Genomic DNA, 18493 nt, shown 5'->3' on the forward strand with positions numbered 1-18493 from the left:
TCATTCCTCCATTTCTAAGAAATCTGTTTCCTGGATCTGCCACCCCTCTCCGTCCCGGGTTTCATAAATCCAGACACTTTTCACTTCATTCGGAAGAAATTCCAGTGGAAATGCTGCTTTTCCTTCCGCAAGCACCAGCTCTGTTTTCACTGCATTCCCATAAAGCTCCTGCAGCCTGACCACGTACCCTTTTTTGCATTCTGCCTTTTTTAATGCTGTAATCGTGATACCCTCGTCCCGGATCTTTAAATAGCTTCTGCACATTGGCAGATTTCCTTCATGATACGCCTCCACAAGAATTTCCAGGGGTGAATTCAATTCTTCAGCACATCGGACAATTCCGCTGTCCTCAAATTTTCCTTTATACGGCACAAGAATATATCGAAATTCATTTTCACCTATGTCCATATAACGTCGTTTTTCTTCGTCTGGGAGCTGCTCTGGTTTATGGTGGGCATATACGGCAGAACGGGCTATGGTCATGCTGAATAAGTTATGCTCTGCACTGAAACTGTACTGTCCGTCATTGACAAGTCCAAGGCCATAGGGAATTCCACTTTTATGATCAACCCCTGCGTAATCCAGCCATCTCTGCCCGCAGACTTCGTTTCCATTCACCGCTCTTTCTTGTTTCCCGTACGGAATTTCATAGGTACAGCGGTTAAAAATTGTATCCGGGTAGAAATATAACTTCGCTATCTTACCTTTTTCCTGCCACTTAAGTTTTGCAGATACTCTGACTTCCCTGCTGCCATAGTATAAATAAAAGTCCTGAACCATGACAGATAATCCATATGCACTCGTGACCCGGACAGCCTGGCGGATGTCATTACTCTCTAACAATTCTGCGCTTATCCGGCAGAATTCTCCACATACTTTGCGGAACTGATAAACATCATGAGCCCATGTGTCACTTCCCTCATCGTCAATAACCACCGGTCTTCCCAGTCCTGTCTGACTGATGTACACATCATTCTTTTTATCGTATATACTGTCGATCCCTCCGTTTCCATCCTTTTCAAAAGTCAATCTTAAATATTCGTTTTCAATGCTGAGCCTGTCGTTTATTTTTTGTGTTTCAGTATACTTTCGACGCCTCTTATTACGATATACACGGTATACACAATATCCCATAGAAGGAACGGATGCCTGAAATACGATCCGGGTTCTTCTTCCCGCCAGAGATTCCTCTGGAATTACGGCAAAGGGAATGCTCTCACCGTTTATGTCTAATACCTTTTCCACATCATCCGTCCCCTGAAATTCAACCTCTGCCGGAACAATGGCTTCATATGAATGTGAATGAAAGAGTACTACCGGAAGCATGTCTTGCTCCATTGGTATATTGATGTTCCAGGCCACAGATTGAACGGCATGGTTCCTGTTCTGGGCACTTATTGTCAATGCATACCCATAGCAGTCTCTCACCTGCTCATAGGCTGATGCAATACATGTTCCTGCCAGAATATCATGGAACTGGTTAAACAATACCTTTTTCCAGGCCTCATCGAAATTATCCGGATAAGGATACAGATGCTCCATATCAGAAAAACTGCAGAAAGCTTCTGATTTGATGAGGCTGTTTTCTGACTTCCTGTTATACTTTTTTACCATGCTGCACGCACTGTAACACCCGGGTGAATGATACTGCAGTTCTTCTTCCACTGCCGGATACCTGCCCGTTTTATTTTCCATATGGAAAAATTCCTCTACTGTCCCGTATATGATATCCATGTCCCCTTCATTTTGAATGCTATTTATACAATCCAGATTTGCCCGGGTAGGACCTCCGCCGTGATTTCCGACTCCATAAAAGCACATGCCTGTGTTCAAAGGTTCTTTTATGGCATCCATACACCGTTTGATATGATTATTAAGTCCTTCCTCCCAGCTCAGATATTCATATGGGATTCGTGATGAACGTACCACGGAACCATCAGGTGCATACCAGTCAAACGTTTCTCCCGGAAGAGGCTTCTCCCCTGGCATTGGACGCATAAAAATATAGTTCCTCATTCTGCTTTTATGCAGAAGCATAGGAAGTGTCCCTGCATGTCCAAAACTATCCGGACAGAATCCGGTCCGGGCGTATATGCCAAATTTTTCCCGATAATATTGCTGTGCACTTAATGCCTGGCGGGCAAATGACTCACCACAGGGAATGTTACAGTCCGGTTCTATCCACCACCCTCCCACAATATTCCAACGGCCTTCTTCCACGCGTTTTTTAATTTCTTCGAACATCTTAGGATCATTTTTTTCTATAAATTCATAAAATGCTGCTGAACTGCATGTGAATACAAAATCTTCGTACTCCTCCATCCGGTCAAGTGCAGACCGGAAGGTAGCCTTTATCTCCTGCATTCCTTCCTGCCATCCCCATAGCCATACCGGATCCAAATGTCCATGTCCTATCATGATCAATTTCTTCTCCATACTGTCTTTACCCCTTACTATATCTCATCTATAAAAGTTACCTTAAAGGTCTTTATTTCATATGGTGTCATTTCGCTGGACAAATAGTTATCGGCTGTTTCAACAGTGCCGGTTTCTTCCTCCATAAGATTGCACTCTACTGCACTTTTTAGTTTCCGTCCAAAATAAAACAAAACCTTTCCCCTGTACTGCATACATTCATATGCCCGTATGATCCAGCCGTCTCCGTCCTCTGCCCTTTTTATTGTTTCTATTACAATATGATCCTGATCTGTCCAGACAAAGGAAAAGCGTTCCGGCAGACTTCCTTTAAAATTCTGTTTTACCGCTTTTACATATAGTGGATAATTAAATTCGTATGCCCTTTTATGACTCTTTGCTTCTTTCCAGGAAGAACCATGGGGCAGCAATGCATAGGAAAAGATATGCTCCCCCTGATCTGCTTTTGGATCAGGATATGAGGAGGTCTTAATCAGAGTGAGACGCATTTTACTGCCTTTGATGTCATATCCGTATTTACAATCGTTCATCAGCGTGACGCCGTAATTTCCTTCCGACAGGTCTGCCCATTTATGTGCACAGACTTCAAACTGTGCATAGTCCCAGCTTGTATTAGAATGCGTGGGCCTTTGCAGGTTTCCGAACTGAATATCATAGACCGCCTGGGTTGATCTTATGTCCACATCAAAGGAAGTCTTTAGAAGTGCACGCTTTTCATGCCAGTCACACCTTGTATCAAAGCGGATTTCTCTGCTGTCCTGAAATACCGTTATCTTCTGCCGGATCGTAGAATTTCCAAACCGATATTTAAAGCGGACAGCTTTCTTTAACCTTCCCTCCTCTGTGATCTCTGCCTGTTCCAGTTCTGTGATGCTTTTATGCTTCTGATAAGCATAAATCTCCGTATTCCATGCTTCGAACTGATGAGGCTTATCTTCAAATACGCAGAGTTCATTTCCCAGACCGCCACCAGACAGCACCTCTCTTTTAAATTCTTTGTCATAAATTCTGACAATCTGTCCTGATTCATTAAACTCGATCCTATAGAACACGGATTCCAGAATTCCATCCCACTCTGGAGGGTTCTGGACTTTTTCCTCCTGCTGTGTGTCCACACTTTTCCAAGTCAATGACTTATAACCGCATGCCGGAATATGTTCTGCCAGATACTCTGCATAGATTTTCCCATCACTTTGCCTATATTGGACTGGGACTTCTTTTTCTCCATCCGTCAGTATCCTGTCCCTATGTACCTCTTCTATGGTAAAAATACCACTGCGCTCCCAGGGAAGCGAATTGAATACAACAATTCCCTCCGCCTGCATTTTTATACTGCCGGCGATGTCATGAAGCGGACGCGTTAAGAGAAGGTTTCCCTCTTCCCTAATCTCCCGGTAAGACTCTGCAGCATCTTCATAAACCTCCACAATACTGGAACCTGGTATGATATCATGAAACTGATTGGTGCAGATCCTTTTCCAATTTTTCTCAAGCTCACGAGAAGGATACGCCCTTTTTTTGTTCAGCGTATCGCAAAGCGCCGAAAATAATTCAATATCATGATAAAAAATCTCAGCTTTCCGGTTCTCCCTTTTTATAAATGCCTGGGAAGTATAGGTTCCTCTGTGAAATTCAAAGTACAGTTCGCCATCCCAAACCGGTACTTCTTTGTCATCTAAATTTTTTTCCAGATCTTCGGCAAATTCCTCAATATGTTTCATTTTTACTTTTGGGAGCCCCGGCAGATCCTGCATCACGTCATAGGCTTCTAACATTTCTCTGGTCGGGCCTCCTCCCCCATCCCCCCAGCCAAATGGCATCAGCACTTCCTGATTCAGATCCTTCTGCTGATATTTATCCCAGGTCCCCTTTATTTCCCATGGCGCGATTACACCATTATATGTGCTTCCCCATGTTACCCCCTTCTCAGGACAGGTTCCGAGCTGTGTGAGAAGCGTTGTACCATCAAGCCCTTTCCATTGAAACGTATCGTAAGGAATCTTATTGTACTGGTTCCAGCTCATCTTGTTGGTCCAGAACAGGCGAATCCCGCTTTTTTTGAGAATTTGGGGCAGCGCCCATGAATAACCAAATACATCAGGGAGCCATAAAACTGTAGTCTCTTTTCCAAACTCCTTCTTTATGTACCGTTTCCCCAGTAATAGCTGACGCACCAGAGATTCACCGCCCGGAATGTTGGTGTCCGGTTCTACCCACATGCCGCCCGTGATCTCCCATCTGCCCTCCCGAATCCTGTCACGTATTCTTTCATACAATTTCGGATATTTTTCCCTAATCAACTCGTAAAGCAGTGGAGAGCTCTGCGAAAATTTATATTCCGGATATCTTTTCATAAGATGTAGGACCGTAGAAAAGCTTCTGGCGCCTTTATCAGTTGTATGGCACAGCCTCCAAAGCCATGCCATATCAATATGCGTATGCCCGCAGACTGCAACTACAGGCTTTTTTCCCTCTGCCGTAAACGAGCTTTCCAGATTCGCGGAAAGCTCTTCATAAGCCTTGCCAATACTCTGATAGAATGCTTCGCTTCCTTCCTTTAGATAATCGATATACAGCAGACTGCGATCCAGCATCTGAATCAATGCAATCCTTCGGTAATCCTGTTCATCAAGTTCCTTGATTGTCTCCAAGAGAATCTTTGTCAGGAAATAATACTTTTCTGTAATCTCATCTACATGTTCCAGCCAGATACCCTCAAAATGCCTGTTCTGCCCCGGCTCATTCATCCCCGACCACACGCAAAGAGCAATGGAAAATTCTTCTCTCTCAGCCAGCTCTTTGTCAAGCCGCATCCGAGGATGCCAGTTATCGAAGGCACAGGTTTCTTCACCATCCACATAAAGCAAAGCCTCCGCCTTGATCTCCATAGATTCCTTCGGCCCGGCCTCCACCCGCAGATCCAGTTCCTTACCTCTTAGATACTTTGGTATTTCGACTTTTCCCCGTATCCAGATTATGCTGTCATGCCCATCCCACTGCTGCCCGGAATTGAGGCCATCCCAGTCAGAATCGTCATAGCCGGTCCTGCAAAAGTTTGTATTATCCTCTTTTATATAGCACAGAGAGGTTATCTGCTGTGAATCTTTCACGATCCAGCCTTCCAGCTCCTGTATGCGGTGTGTCAGCTTTTCTAAAATATATCTGTCCATTTATCATCTCTCCTGCATATTAAATGTTAAAACAGTCAAACTTGATCTTCGGTAATTCTGACTGATAAGTTAACTCATTATTTAAGAAACCTGATTCAAACTTCGGCGAATATTTTATAATAATTTCTTTTGTCTCCTCCGGAAAAAGTGTGAAATAGCTGTCATCACACAGCAAGTCAAAATCTTCGCTGCAATACGGATAAATATGCAGCAATGGAACTGTACCACTGTTTCTAAGCCTTGCTTTTACGACTCCTTTTCCTGATTCCTGCACCTTGACCTCAAGGTCTCCATTTCCAAGCAGAAGTGCGTGCGAATACGGCTCTGCATTTCCACAAGAGAAGAAATAGATATTCTCCATCTTCTGTTCTTTCATCCACACAATCAGCTTTACCGCAAACATATCCGACATATCCTCCGGCAGTTGAAACTCCAGTTCTGCTGCTCTCTGTGTTCTTGTACATACTGCTGCCCCCTCGCATGTCTCCTCGAAAATCACATTCCCATCCATTCCAAGGACTCTTATTTCCAGGCTGTAGTCCATCTGCGCTTCCGGCTTTTCCTTCCCCACATATACTGTCCCCTTAAACTTTTCCCCTGGCTGATAATCCAGCCTGCGGTAGTCCAAAGATACCGACAGATCAGAAAATGCTTTTTTGCTCCAATAGTAAGCCATCTTAGGCTCCAGATAATAATCTGCCAGGCTTGTACAAAATACATTCGGCCATGGTTCATTGATCTGCCAGATGATACTGCCGCTGTTTTTAAATTTCCGTCTCCGGTTTGATTCCAGAATGTAGCGGAGCCCTTCTGCCTGCATCCATTGGCTGCACTTTACCAGCTGATCCATATTTTTACGTGTCCCGAATATTTTCTGATCCCGCTCGTATGTACACCACCATTCCCCATGATGACGGTATGCCATATTATGCTCTGCCGGTCCCAGGGTCTGATATTCCTCAGACAGAAATCTGTTCAGACTTCTTACAGAACACATTCCCTCTGTACCAAATTCACTGTGGAAGAGACTGTCCGAATCAGCATATAATTCGTAATGGCCGGGGTTGCCCATATAATTCCAGTTTCCATGGACATCATGGCTGACCCCCTTTTCTCTGGTCACAAACTCCCGCGGCCCCGAAGCAGAAGTTGGAAGAAAAATCCTCTGTGGATCCAGTAATTCCACAGTCTGTTTCAGCATAGAGATATTCTCATCTTCATACCCGGAAGGTACAAAATGTTCATCTGTCAATTCATTTCCACCGCTCCATACAGTCAGGGACGTATAGGATCTCAGCGATTTTACTGCTGACTCTGCAGTCTTTTTAAGAAGATTCAAAAACTCAGGACGTTTTGATGGAATGTTATCAATTCCCGAGCTGGACTGGATAAACTCCTGCCATACCATAATTCCATACCTGCTGCACAGCTGATAGAAAATCTCTTTCTCTATCAGCCCGCCGCCCCATACACGGACCAGGTTAACATTCATGTTCTTCATCATCTTAACGATATACTCGTAATGTTCTTTTTTTACATTTCCATAAATGTGGTCAAGAGGCGTCATATTCACTCCCTTAACATAGATCGGAACATGATTGATGCATAAAGTATACGGCAGCGCAGATTCCGTGCTTCCCTCGTTTGTCCTGTACTCTATACTTCTGATACCTATTTCCTGCTCATAACTATCCAGAAGCCTTGTCCCCTTTTTCAATTCCATTCGAATCTGATACAGCTCCTGAGTTCCATATCCGTTGGGATACCACAGAGCAGGATCTTCTACTACAAACGTGCCTGATACCTGATTCCCTGTTATTGGAAGTGTCTGTCTTACCTCTCCCTTTTCGTCAATCAAAGTAATAACAGCCTCACAGCCTTCTGCTTCATACCCCCTCCGTCTTATTCCGGCAGAAAAATGGACGTATCCTTTTCCCTGCTGATAATCAGTATAAAGATAGGGGGATTCCCACAAAGCCTCCTCTTCAACTCTAATATAACAATCCTTCCAGATCCCCAGATTGACCAGTCTGGTCGAAAAATCCCATTTATAGTTAAAACGGCTTTTCTGTGTATACGTCTGTGATGTCATGCCGATCTGTCCCATTTCATCCGGTGCATGCATAAGAAGTATCTTCAACTCCAGATCATCTCCTGAAACCACCTCCTTAGAAATATCAATAACGATAGGCTCATACATGCCTTCGTGACGGCAGCATTCCTTTCCATTTATATAAATCACCGCTTGATAATCAATTCCCTCTAACACCAATGACTGATACCGTCCTTTGATATTCTCTCTATGGATCACGGTCCGGTACAGCCACCAACGGTTTTCTACCCACTCACATTTTAAGCTTTCCATATCTTTATACGGATATGGGATCAGACCTGCTTTATATAAATCGTAATGGACTCCTCCAGGTACAGCTGCATCTATCCAGTCTGTAATCCCCTGGAGTTCTTTTCCAGTCTCCATGCTGCGGTCCTTTAATGGTACCCAGGGGTAATATCCTTTCACTTTCCATTCACACTCAGACAAATGGTAAATCATATCTCTTATCCCTCAAACTTTCTTATATTTCTTAGCCTTTAACTGCTCCTGCCGCAACACCTTCAATAATATACTTCTGCAGAAGCAGATAAATAATCACCATTGGGAGCAGCATAAATACAATATCTGCACTTACGAGCGTCCATTTTAGTCCATATTCTGTCGTAAATGTGTACATACTCAAAGGCAGAGTCTTTATACTGCCATCTGTAAACATCATCAGTGGAAGGAAGAAATCATTCCATACTCCCAGACCATTAATGATGGCAATCGTAGAAATCTGTGCTTTTGTCAGCGGCAGCATGATCTGGAAATATGTCCTGAAATGCCCTGCACCGTCTATCTGTGCCGATTCAATAATTTCCTTTGAAACTGACTGCATGAATTTTGTAAATATGAAAATGCAGGTGGCAAGCCCCGTTGCTATGTAAATAATGACCAGCCCTGTTTTGGTATTTAATAAATGTACTTCCTTATAGATTAGAAACAGCGGAAATATCACTGTCTGAATCGAAAATACCATAGGAATCAAAAACAGCGATGAATAAATCTTTGCATGTTTAAACTTCATACTTGTAAGTGCATAAGCAGCCAGTGATCCTGCAAATACCTGTCCTAACACAGAGCACAGGGTAATTGTAAGGCTTGTGAAGGTTACCTTCGGTATCTGTGCATCTTTCCAAACCTTTATATAGTTCTCAAAATGAAGTGGAAAAGTAGGCAGGAAATTCGACTTCATAAATTCTGGTTCTGTTTTAAACGATATCACCACTACGATCAAAATTGGTGCAAGCACCAGTGCTGCTATGATCCCCAAAACCAGTAGCTTTAAAACTTTTCTTAATCTGCTATTATTGGTGATCATAAGACATCCACCTCCCTTTTACTCAGCAGTCTATTCTGAACAACGGAAACAAGTAAAATCATAATAAACATCAGAAATGCCATTGCTGATCCTAAGCCCGCGTTTTTCTGTCTGAAAAATGCATCCACACTAGCCATCGCAAAAGTTTCACTTGCATGTCCGGGTCCGCCATTTGTCATAACGTACATCAGATCAAAAGCCTTGAGTCCCCCCCATGGTGGACAAGACAACATTAATCGTAATGGAAGGTGCTACGAGCGGCAGAGTAATTTTAAAGAATTGATGTACCTTATTGGCTCCATCTATGGATGCCGCTTCGTATAAATGCGTTGGGATGGACTGAAGTCCAGCCAGGTAGATCACCATATTGTATCCGGTCCACTGCCAGACATTGACCAGGACAATGGAATACAGTACAATCTGTGGGTCTGAAAGCCATTTGATATTTGCCAGGAACTGCCACCCAAAATGATCTGCCAAAAGCCCCAGCGGTCCCATGACCGGATTAAAAATCAACGACCATGCATAACCAACTGCAACCATAGAAACAACACATGGAAGGAAAAGGACTGTCCTAAAGAAGTTCCTTCCCCGAAAACCCTTATTAAGCGCTACTGCTAAAAGCAGTGCCAGTATCCCCTGAATTACTACTGTAAGAATCGTAAACTCAAAGGTATTAATAAGTGGCTCCTGGAGGCTCTTGTCTGTAAATACTCTGATAAAATTTTTAAGACCGATAAACTCAAAGCTGGGGCTGATTCCATTCCAATCAGTAAATCCCAGAACAAACGTTGCCAGCATTGGTCCTGCATAAACAAACAGAAAAATTACAATTGCAGGCAGCATAAATAAATACGGCAACAGTTTTTTCTCCCTTTTTTTACTCTGATGCATAATTTTCCCTTCCTTTTAGAAAATGGATGGAAAATCACTCCTGATCCACGATTGGGGCATGTGATCTTCCATCCATTATTTACTGCTTTTTTCTCTATTTTGCCGTTCTGTCTCTTGAATCAGCCAGGCTCTGTGCTAATTCCTCTGGTGTAATAACATCCAGGAACATCTCTTGAAGAAGCTTATCTAATTCAGAATTATCTTCCGCATTTTGACTTGAATAGAAGAAATCTACGCTCTTTTCCTTCAGAAGAGGATTAAACAGATTCATTGCTGAATCACCTTCCAGCTCAACGCCTTCAACAGGACTGAATGATTTCATCTGATTTGCAGTAATAGCTGCCCCTTCCTGTGTAGACATGAATTCGAGGAACTTGTTCACCTCTTCCGGATGCTTTGTACTGGACACCCCGGCATTATAAGAACCTACAGATACAGGGATTACTGTCTCATCGGTACTCTCAACCGGGATCGGGAACACACCCAGTTCGAAATCAAGCTCTGCGTCATCAAATACAGTCGCCTGCCATTCACCCTGGCACAGCATCGGAATCTTTTCGCCCACAAAAAGTGCCACCGCATCATCACCTGTAAAACTCATAGAATCTGGGGACAGATATCCGGCATTGTAAAAATCATCTATTTTCTTAAATGCATCAAGAAATACAGGATCTGTATAAGAAATTTCCCCACGGTTCGCTTTTTCAAAGATTTCAGGATCTTTTACAATCAGATCATGTAAATAGGTATAGATATCAAAGTTAATGGGCCATCCGTCTTTACATCCGTTTGCCATACTGTAAAAGCCTTTTTCTTTAAAAGCATCACATGCAGCTATAAACTCCTTATAGGTCTCAGGAACCTTAATATTGTTGTCTTTAAACATGTCCTTGTTATAGTAGACACCGATCAGATTAATAGCATCTGCTATTCCGTATACTTTCCCGTCCACTGTAATCTTGTCCAGCATCCCCTCTTTATAATTATCCAGATATGCTTCTCCTGAAATATCCATAAGATAGCCAGCCTCAACATAGTCTGCGATACTTTCAGGACGTACAGTAGTAACATCAATGTCCGTTCCTGACAGCATTCTTACCTGCTGTGCCTTTAAGTACTCATCCAGATTCTTAACCACCTGATAATTAACCTTGATATTCGGATTCTGCTTTTCAAACGCTTCGATCAGTTTCTCCGGATGCCTGTCTGCCTGGGAACGATATGTGAAATAGTTGATCTCAACAACTTTGTCTGATTCCTTCCCTCCTTCTGCACCCTTCTTTTCCTTTGTCTCTGATCCGCCGCACCCTGCCAGTGTCGTTACTGCCAGCGCTGCCGACAACAAGACTGCCGCCGCTCTTTTCATTTCTTTTTCCTCCTTCGGTTATTTGTTAGGCTTATCTTAGCATCTATACCTTTTCGTTGATATATTTTCCCGTTACCACATTCTTGTCGTTTTTATTTTTTCTCTCTTAGTTTTTTCCTGTTTTTGTAATTTTACTTGTGTTTTTTTTGAATAACGTTGTGTTTTTTATAGAATGATATTCCTATACTTTCTTTTTACTTACACTTATTTTATTTTCTGATATAATATACTTCAAACTCAGAGAAAGAAGGACATGGTATGAAACTAAGAAATACTTTCTCCACAAAACTAATTCTGCTTCTTATATTTGTCATCTTTATGCCTATGGCAATTCTAAGTACATATATTTCTGTCAGGCTGTATCACATGGCAGTACAGAATGATTTTACTATGAACCAAAGCAACCTGGAGTCTATGTCAAGTAACCTGAATGCCTATTTCAAAGGCTTTACACATGTCACAGATTCCATCTTTGTATCTGAAAGCCTCCAGAACCTGCTTCTTAATAAGCCGGAAACACCATATGAAAAGCTGTTGGCCGACCGCAGCTATGCTAAAACTATGGGAAACATAACTGTAAATACTTATGATATTGAAAATATCTATCTGCTCGCCGCAGATGGTACCGACTACTTTTATAACGGAAACCGTTATCTTTCAGATATCCATAGAAAATGTGAGGAGTTTAACGATATTACCGATTATGAATTTCCCCTTCTAACCGGCTTTTGTACGAACAGCTATCTGACAGGAAATACTCCGGTATACATTACCGTGATCATGCAGCCGTTATTTAATTTGGAGACTCGTGAGTATCTTGGTATGGCGGTACTTCAATTCCATTCCAATGTTTTTAATAAGCTGCTGGATTATAATGTAGATACTACTATGATTGCTGATAACTATAAACAGATCATTTATAATTCCGATGGAACATATCTGGACGATTCTCTGGACAGTCTGTTTCCCGACGGTATAGAAAAGCCTGTTCTGTATGGTAATAAAACGATGCTTCCTACCTTCATACAGTTAGAAAATGGGTATAAACTGATCCAGTTAAAGGACTACGAAGCCGGTAACATCACCTTCTTTATGGAGACTGTACCTGTTATCTGGATCTTTTTTGCCTGCACTCTTATTTTTATACTGATTGCAATTTTACTGGCTAAAAGGCTCACCTCTCCAATCAAGGTGCTGCAGAATGCAATGGCAACTGCCTTTCCTGACAGCTTGGGACAATATGTAGATATCCACACCCATGATGAATTTGAAGATTTGGGAAACAGCTATAATCATATGTTAGAACAGCTGAATCTATTTATCGAGAAGTCCTACAATCAGGAGATACAGCATCTCAATGCGGAATTCCGTGCACTTCAGTCTCAGATCAATCCGCATTTTCTATATAATGCACTGGAAAATATTAACAGTATGGCCCAGATCAAGCATGAACCAGAAATCTCACGTATGGTCTGCTGCCTTGCTGATATGTTCCGCTATACTACCTCTCAGACCGAAAAATTGATTCCTTTAAAACAGGATATACAGCATGTGAAAAATTATTATCAGCTTCAAAGTATTAGCTGCGACAATAAGGTCTCCTTACAGTACCGGATTCCTGACAGACTATTGGAGCTTTCTGTCCCCAAAATGATCCTTCAGCCAGTCATAGAAAACTGCTTTCATCACGGTTTTGACTCTAACAAAGACATGGAGATTATACTAAGTGTAGAACAAAGGGATCACACTCTCTACATTAAAACAGAGGATAACGGAAAGGGCATCCCTCCTGAAACACTGTCCCAAATCCGTGAGCGGCTTGAAAAACCATCGGAATATTCTGGTGAAAAATCATCGATCGGATTGTACAACATCAACAAGAGACTTAAGATGATCTATCAGCCCGGTAGTGGGCTGGAGATTTTCAGCCGTCCTCAAAAAGGCACTGTCGTCCTTCTTAAACTTATTGAAAAGGAGCATTCAGATGTATAAAGTTTTAATTGCCGAAGACACCTCTCTGATCCGCCGGGGTATTATTAGTATGCTGCATTGGGAGCAGCACAGCTGCGTCCTTGCAGGAGAAGCTGAAAATGGAAAGGATGCCATAAAAATGCTGGAATCTCTTTCTCCTGATATCCTTCTGCTGGATGTTAAGATGCCTCATCTTGATGGAATGCGGGTATTGGATTATATTACAGAACGTAAGATAAACGTAAAGGTAATCATGATAAGCGGGTACAGCAACTTCGAGTATGTAAAACACGCACTTCAATCGAATACGGTTGATTACATTCTGAAACCGATCCACGAAGAAGAATTGAACCAAGCCGTTGCAAAAGCTGTGGAACTGTTAAGCTGTGGTAATTCTAATCGCTTTGTCTCCCCGGTGGGGCCCCGGGAACAGGATTTTATTACATTATTGGAGGAAAATGTATACAGTACCTTCGGAGATATTCTGGAAACGATACATGATGACCGCCTGGATAAACAGCTGCTGTTCTGGGTCGCATCGTTAAAAAACAAGTATAATGATTATACCTTTTTTAAAGAGCGGATAAAAATGATTCTTCCCAATACTCTGCATGTTCTGTTTCATGAACATGCAGACCGCATGGATATTATTTTTTATTCCACTATAAAAGAGGATTATACGGTCTGCCGGGATATCATACGGCGGATATATGCACTCTCTGACAGCCTTTTAAAAAATCTGCTTTATATCGGCCTAAGCGCTGTCCATGGTTCAGACTATATCGTTACAAAGGCTTACTATGAAGCGCACAAGGCACTTTGTAATAAAATGCTTCATCCGGATCAATATCTTCTTGTCTACCTGGACTTTTACCACAAGAACTACTGTCTTGAGGATGTTTTTCATGCTGAAAATTCCCTGCTTGATTTTCTTCTTTCAGGTAATCATACAGGTGCTGTGCTGCTGTGCCAAAAGATTATTGAAGAACATCTAAATAAAGAGCTGATCTCTCTGGATGAATTCTGTATGCTGCTGACTGAATTCTATTGTACTCTGTTAAAAACGAATACCGATTACGTCAGTGAACTGCAGCAGGAAATCAGCGCTCTTCATAATCTCGAAAACCTTCTATATTACGATGATTATAAACCGCTGACCGAAACTCTATATAAATATTGTACTCTTATCACAGAAGAGATCATCAGCCGCAGAGTGGATATTGATACTTCTATATTTGAAATAAAAAAATATATCGAACAGCATTTTTCAGAACCAATTACCTTAAAAAGCTTAGAAAGCTTATTTCACCTGAATAGTTCCTATATCAGCGTTACCTTTAAACGCATCACAAACATAGGAATTAACAAATATATCCGTCAGCTGCGTATGGATTATGCGATTAAACTCCTTTCCACCACAGACTTTAAAATGACCGACGTTTGTGAGAAATCCGGCTTTACAAATTATGTTCACTTTTCGAAAGAATTTAAAAAGTACACCGGAGTTTCCCCAAGTGATTACCGTCTTTCATTGAAAGGGACAAAAACTGACAATACTATCTCATGAGTATATTAAATGAGGCTGCCTTTCCGACAGCCTCATTTTTTAACCTATATTCACTTCATAGATATATTCAGGATGATCCTCTTCTGTTCCTGCTATACTAGCAGATCTCTGCCCCTGCCGGCATATTTTTCTCCGGTGTCATCAATGCCAGATTCCCATCTGCATCCTCTGCGCAGAGCAGCATTCCCTCTGACAATACTCCCGCCAGCTTAGCAGGCTTTAAGTTCACAAGCACCATAACCTTCTTACCGACCATCTCTTCTGCGGTATAGTGAGCCTTAATCCCGGAAACGATCTGTTTTACCTGGCTTCCGACTTTGACCTGGGAGCACAGCAATTTCTTGGATTTCTTCACTTCCTCGCAGGCGATGATCTCACCAACCTGGAACTGCATTGCGCCGAACTGTTCGAATGTGATCTCCGGTTTTGCTTCAATATCGATCACATTTTCTTCTGCAGTTTCCTCTGTATCTGCTACAGGCGGGTGAAGCTCTTCTACCTTTTTCATTACTTCTTCTAAATCCAGTCTCTGGAACAGGATCTCCGGCTTGTCTGTGACATTTCCGTCATTTAACTGCTTAAGGATCTTCTCACTTGTAGACGGCATAAAGGACTCCAGAAGCCTTGCCCCTGCGGAAATGCTCTGGATCAGGTTCCATAATACGGTCTCCAGTCTGTCCTTCTTTGCCTCATCCTTTGCAAGTACCCATGGCATGGTCTCGTCAATATATTTGTTACAGCGCTTGAACAGATTGAAGATCTCTGTGATCGCATCTGCCACACGCAGGTCGTTCATCTTCGCTTCCACTGCCTTTGGTGTATTCTCTACAACCGCCTTTAAGTCGGCATCCACTTCTTCTGCCACACCTTTGTCGGTTACCGCACCTCCGAAATATTTATTGGTCATGGAAACGGTACGGTTTACCAGATTCCCAAGTGTATTTGCCAGGTCAGAATTCAAACGTTCAACCATCAGCTCCCAGGAGATCACACCATCATTCTCGAAAGGCATTTCATGGAGCACAAAATAACGGACTGCGTCCACGCCAAAGAAATCAACCAGCTCATCTGCATACAGCACGTTTCCTTTGGATTTGCTCATCTTACCGTCGCCCTGTAGCAGCCACGGATGTCCGAAGATCTGCTTCGGCAGCGGAAGATCCAGTGCCATCAGGAAGATCGGCCAGTAGATCGTATGGAAACGGATGATATCCTTTCCGATCAGATGCAGGTCTGCCGGCCAGTCCTTCTTGAACTGATCTGTGTTCTCTCCATCACAGTCATATCCGATCCCGGTGATGTAGTTGGTCAGTGCATCCAGCCATACATAGACAACATGCTTCGGATCAAAGTCTACCGGGATCCCCCATTTGAAGGAGGTTCTGGATACACACAGATCCTGCAGCCCCGGAAGCAGGAAGTTGTTCATCATCTCATTTTTACGTGATACCGGCTGAATGAACTCCGGATGTGTGTTAATATGCTCGATCAGGCGGTCCGCATATTTGCTCATCTTGAAGAAGTACGCTTCTTCCTTGGCAGGCTGCACCTCACGCCCGCAGTCAGGACATTTTCCGTCCACTAACTGTGATTCTGTGAAGAAGGACTCGCATGGAGTACAATACATGCCTTCATAATGCCCCTTATAAATATCTCCCTGATCATATAATTTCTTGAAGATCTTCTGAACCTGCTTCTCATGGTAATCGTCAGTTGTACGGATGAATTTATCATAAGAAGTATCCATCATATCCCAAATGTTCCTGATCTGGCCTGCAACACCATCTACAAATTCCTTAGGTGTAATTCCTGCCTCCTCAGCTTTTAATTCAATCTTCTGCCCGTGCTCGTCTGTCCCGGTCTGGAAGAACACATCATATCCCTGGCTTCTCTTATATCTTGCAATCGCATCTGCCAGAACGATCTCATATGTGTTCCCGATGTGCGGCTTGCCTGATGTATAGGCAATCGCGGTTGTGATGTAATACTTTTGTTTCTCTGACATAATTTTCCTCTCCTTTTTGAAATCATACACTGTTCTGCAGCTTATGCTGCGGACCCGCCCGCAGGGCATGTGTTACGGGATGCCCTTTGGGTATACATTATTCTGCAGCTTATGCTGCAGACCCGCCCCCAGGGCATGTATTGCGGGATGCCCTGCGAGTGTACTTTTTTAAACACAAAAAAACCGCCTTCTAATCTTAAGAAGACGGATCGCTCCGTGTTACCACTTCTAGTTCACCCCAGCCTCACGGATGGAGCCTCAGCAAGTGCCGTCAAGCACTTCTTCGCTATAAAGGGCGAACCCATCGCAGCCTTGCATGGCGCAGAATGAAAATCTTGGATCATGTCTGCCCTTGTTCGGTGCGCCGCTCAGAAGCCATGTTCGCCTGCACTTCATTCATCCCTCTCAGCTTCGGATCTTACAACAGATCATGTTGTATACATCCTCCGGGAATTCTCTGTAAAATGTCCCTCAGGTTACTCTCTTCGTCACTGCGTTCTCTATTGAGTATTCTGTTCGGTCTGTTAAAAAGCGTATCACAGCAAAAACGGAATGTCAAGGTGGGTTTTCGGGATTTTCAATTTTACAACAGGGTTATACTGAAAATCGTTTTACCAGCTTTGTTGAAACTTCAACTTTAACCGGATGCAGGTTATTTTCCTGAATTTGATATATCAGCTGCCTAGCCGCAGTCTGTCCCATAAATTTTCGTGGAATAGAAACACTTGTCAAAGAGGGCTGAACCACACTGCACATACCAATATTATCAAAACCAATAATGCCCACCTGATCAGGAACTTTAATTCCCTTAAGAGTCAAAGCTTTTATGGTACCTATCGCAATAAGATCGTTTTCTGCAAAATAGCAGTTCGCCAGCTCCTCCCCTTTTTCAATGATTTCCAGCATATCTGTAAAAGCTCCTTCTATGGATGGTGAAACTTCATGATTAATTGATTTGGCGGGTGACAATCCATTGTCACGGAGTGCACTTTGAAAACCAATTCTGCGTTCCTCAAAATTACTAAGACGCAGTATTGAAGAAATATATCCTGGCTGGACCTTACGTTTATGTATCAAATATTCTGCTGCAAGGTATGCTCCCTGTTTGTTGTTCATAAGGACACTGCTGCACTCCAATGTATCAAGATAACTATCCAGCAGCATAACCGGAACCCCAAGAGATAGAAATTGTTGACATACTTTTTTAGTGATTGTTGTTCCAAGCAATATGAGACCGGCTGCCGGATGTATACGCAGTTCTCCGATCATATCTTCAACATCCCTTTCCGAATCATTCAGGTGAAGTATTTGAATATGGAAGTTATATTTTCGGCACTCCTCTTCCATTCCCTCAAACATCTCATAAAAGATTCCATTGTAATTTAAGACTGTATCATATGCACGGTAAGCTATAAAATATATGTTGTTGCTTTGAATCTTTGAAATCTGGTGTCGGCTCAGATCATATCCATATTTCTCTGCAGCTTCTAAAATCCGGGCACGCGTCTTTGTACTGACACCTGGACGGTTATTTAATGCCATAGACACTGCTGTAGCAGAAACATTTAGCTTTCGTGCTAATTCTTTTGCAGTAATAGCCATGTGATACCTCCTTTTGAACAACAAAGTCTCAAACTCTGCTTCTAAAATATCACATGAAATTAT

Annotated in this window: 11 protein-coding genes; 2 read left to right on the forward strand and 9 right to left on the reverse strand. The window is 42.6% G+C overall.

All coding sequences use genetic code 11. The annotated features are described in order from the left end of the window. The 7 genes from AC4OGX_RS04195 to AC4OGX_RS04225 form a co-directional block, all read right to left on the reverse strand. Positions 1-2436 carry an alpha-mannosidase gene (locus AC4OGX_RS04195; protein WP_493328661.1) on the reverse strand — a complete coding sequence of 812 codons (2436 nt, stop codon included), beginning with the start codon at positions 2434-2436 and terminating at the stop codon, positions 1-3. Positions 2437-2453: 17 nt separating this feature from the next. Then, complete coding sequence (locus AC4OGX_RS04200) at positions 2454-5606, reverse strand: alpha-mannosidase (RefSeq protein WP_493328663.1); 3153 nt, start codon at positions 5604-5606, stop codon at positions 2454-2456. 19 nt (positions 5607-5625) lie between these two features. Further along, a complete protein-coding gene (locus tag AC4OGX_RS04205) occupies positions 5626-8127 on the reverse strand; it encodes a glycoside hydrolase family 2 protein (protein ID WP_493328664.1) in 2502 nt (833 codons plus the stop codon). A 64-nt stretch (positions 8128-8191) separates the two neighbouring features. Then, the gene (locus AC4OGX_RS04210; RefSeq protein ID WP_493328666.1) at positions 8192-9025 is read right to left on the reverse strand and encodes a carbohydrate ABC transporter permease; all 834 of its coding nucleotides are present in this window, start codon (positions 9023-9025) and stop codon (positions 8192-8194) included. Beyond that, positions 9022-9204 (reverse strand): hypothetical protein, encoded by a 183-nt coding sequence (locus tag AC4OGX_RS04215; RefSeq protein ID WP_493328667.1) that lies wholly within the window; start codon positions 9202-9204, stop codon positions 9022-9024. The genes AC4OGX_RS04210 and AC4OGX_RS04215 overlap by 4 nt, the downstream gene beginning before the upstream one ends. A gap of 13 nt (positions 9205-9217) precedes the next feature. Continuing rightward, positions 9218-9919 carry a carbohydrate ABC transporter permease gene (locus tag AC4OGX_RS04220; protein ID WP_493328669.1) on the reverse strand — a complete coding sequence of 234 codons (702 nt, stop codon included), beginning with the start codon at positions 9917-9919 and terminating at the stop codon, positions 9218-9220. 94 nt (positions 9920-10013) lie between these two features. Further along, complete coding sequence (locus tag AC4OGX_RS04225; protein WP_493328670.1) at positions 10014-11285, reverse strand: ABC transporter substrate-binding protein; 1272 nt, start codon at positions 11283-11285, stop codon at positions 10014-10016. 324 nt (positions 11286-11609) lie between these two features. Here AC4OGX_RS04225 and AC4OGX_RS04230 point away from each other — a divergent pair, with 324 nt between their 5' ends. Together AC4OGX_RS04230 and AC4OGX_RS04235 are read left to right on the forward strand one after the other, a co-directional pair. After that, positions 11610-13277: a cache domain-containing sensor histidine kinase gene (locus AC4OGX_RS04230; RefSeq protein ID WP_493328672.1), complete on the forward strand. Its 1668-nt coding sequence runs from the start codon at positions 11610-11612 to the stop codon at positions 13275-13277. Then, on the forward strand, positions 13270-14823 hold the full coding sequence (locus tag AC4OGX_RS04235) for a response regulator transcription factor (protein ID WP_493328674.1): 1554 nt from the start codon (positions 13270-13272) through the stop codon (positions 14821-14823). Before AC4OGX_RS04230 ends, AC4OGX_RS04235 begins: the two co-directional genes overlap by 8 nt. 97 nt (positions 14824-14920) lie before the next feature. Here the strand turns inward: AC4OGX_RS04235 and metG are convergent, their stop codons facing one another. Beyond that, positions 14921-16897, reverse strand: coding sequence for a methionine--tRNA ligase (gene metG / locus AC4OGX_RS04240; protein ID WP_493328676.1), 1977 nt, complete (start codon positions 16895-16897; stop codon positions 14921-14923). Positions 16898-17422: 525 nt separating this feature from the next. After that, complete coding sequence (locus AC4OGX_RS04245) at positions 17423-18430, reverse strand: LacI family DNA-binding transcriptional regulator (protein ID WP_493328677.1); 1008 nt, start codon at positions 18428-18430, stop codon at positions 17423-17425. Positions 18431-18493: the final 63 nt, after the last annotated feature.

It is taken from the genome of Faecalicatena sp., assembly GCF_058819085.1.

What these genes read in the sequence shown, in the direction of transcription:
- AC4OGX_RS04195 (WP_493328661.1), bottom strand. Translation starts at nt 2,436, where the DNA reads ATGGAGAAGAAATTGATCATGATAGGACATGGACATTTGGATCCGGTA.
- AC4OGX_RS04200 (WP_493328663.1), bottom strand. Translation starts at nt 5,606, where the DNA reads ATGGACAGATATATTTTAGAAAAGCTGACACACCGCATACAGGAGCTG.
- AC4OGX_RS04210 (WP_493328666.1), bottom strand. Translation starts at nt 9,025, where the DNA reads ATGATCACCAATAATAGCAGATTAAGAAAAGTTTTAAAGCTACTGGTT.
- AC4OGX_RS04215 (WP_493328667.1), bottom strand. Translation starts at nt 9,204, where the DNA reads ATGACAAATGGCGGACCCGGACATGCAAGTGAAACTTTTGCGATGGCT.
- AC4OGX_RS04220 (WP_493328669.1), bottom strand. Translation starts at nt 9,919, where the DNA reads ATGCATCAGAGTAAAAAAAGGGAGAAAAAACTGTTGCCGTATTTATTT.
- AC4OGX_RS04225 (WP_493328670.1), bottom strand. Translation starts at nt 11,285, where the DNA reads ATGAAAAGAGCGGCGGCAGTCTTGTTGTCGGCAGCGCTGGCAGTAACG.
- AC4OGX_RS04230 (WP_493328672.1), top strand. Translation starts at nt 11,610, where the DNA reads ATGGCAATTCTAAGTACATATATTTCTGTCAGGCTGTATCACATGGCA.
- AC4OGX_RS04235 (WP_493328674.1), top strand. Translation starts at nt 13,270, where the DNA reads ATGTATAAAGTTTTAATTGCCGAAGACACCTCTCTGATCCGCCGGGGT.
- metG (WP_493328676.1), bottom strand. Translation starts at nt 16,897, where the DNA reads ATGCCCTGCGGGCGGGTCCGCAGCATAAGCTGCAGAACAGTGTATGAT.
- AC4OGX_RS04245 (WP_493328677.1), bottom strand. Translation starts at nt 18,430, where the DNA reads ATGGCTATTACTGCAAAAGAATTAGCACGAAAGCTAAATGTTTCTGCT.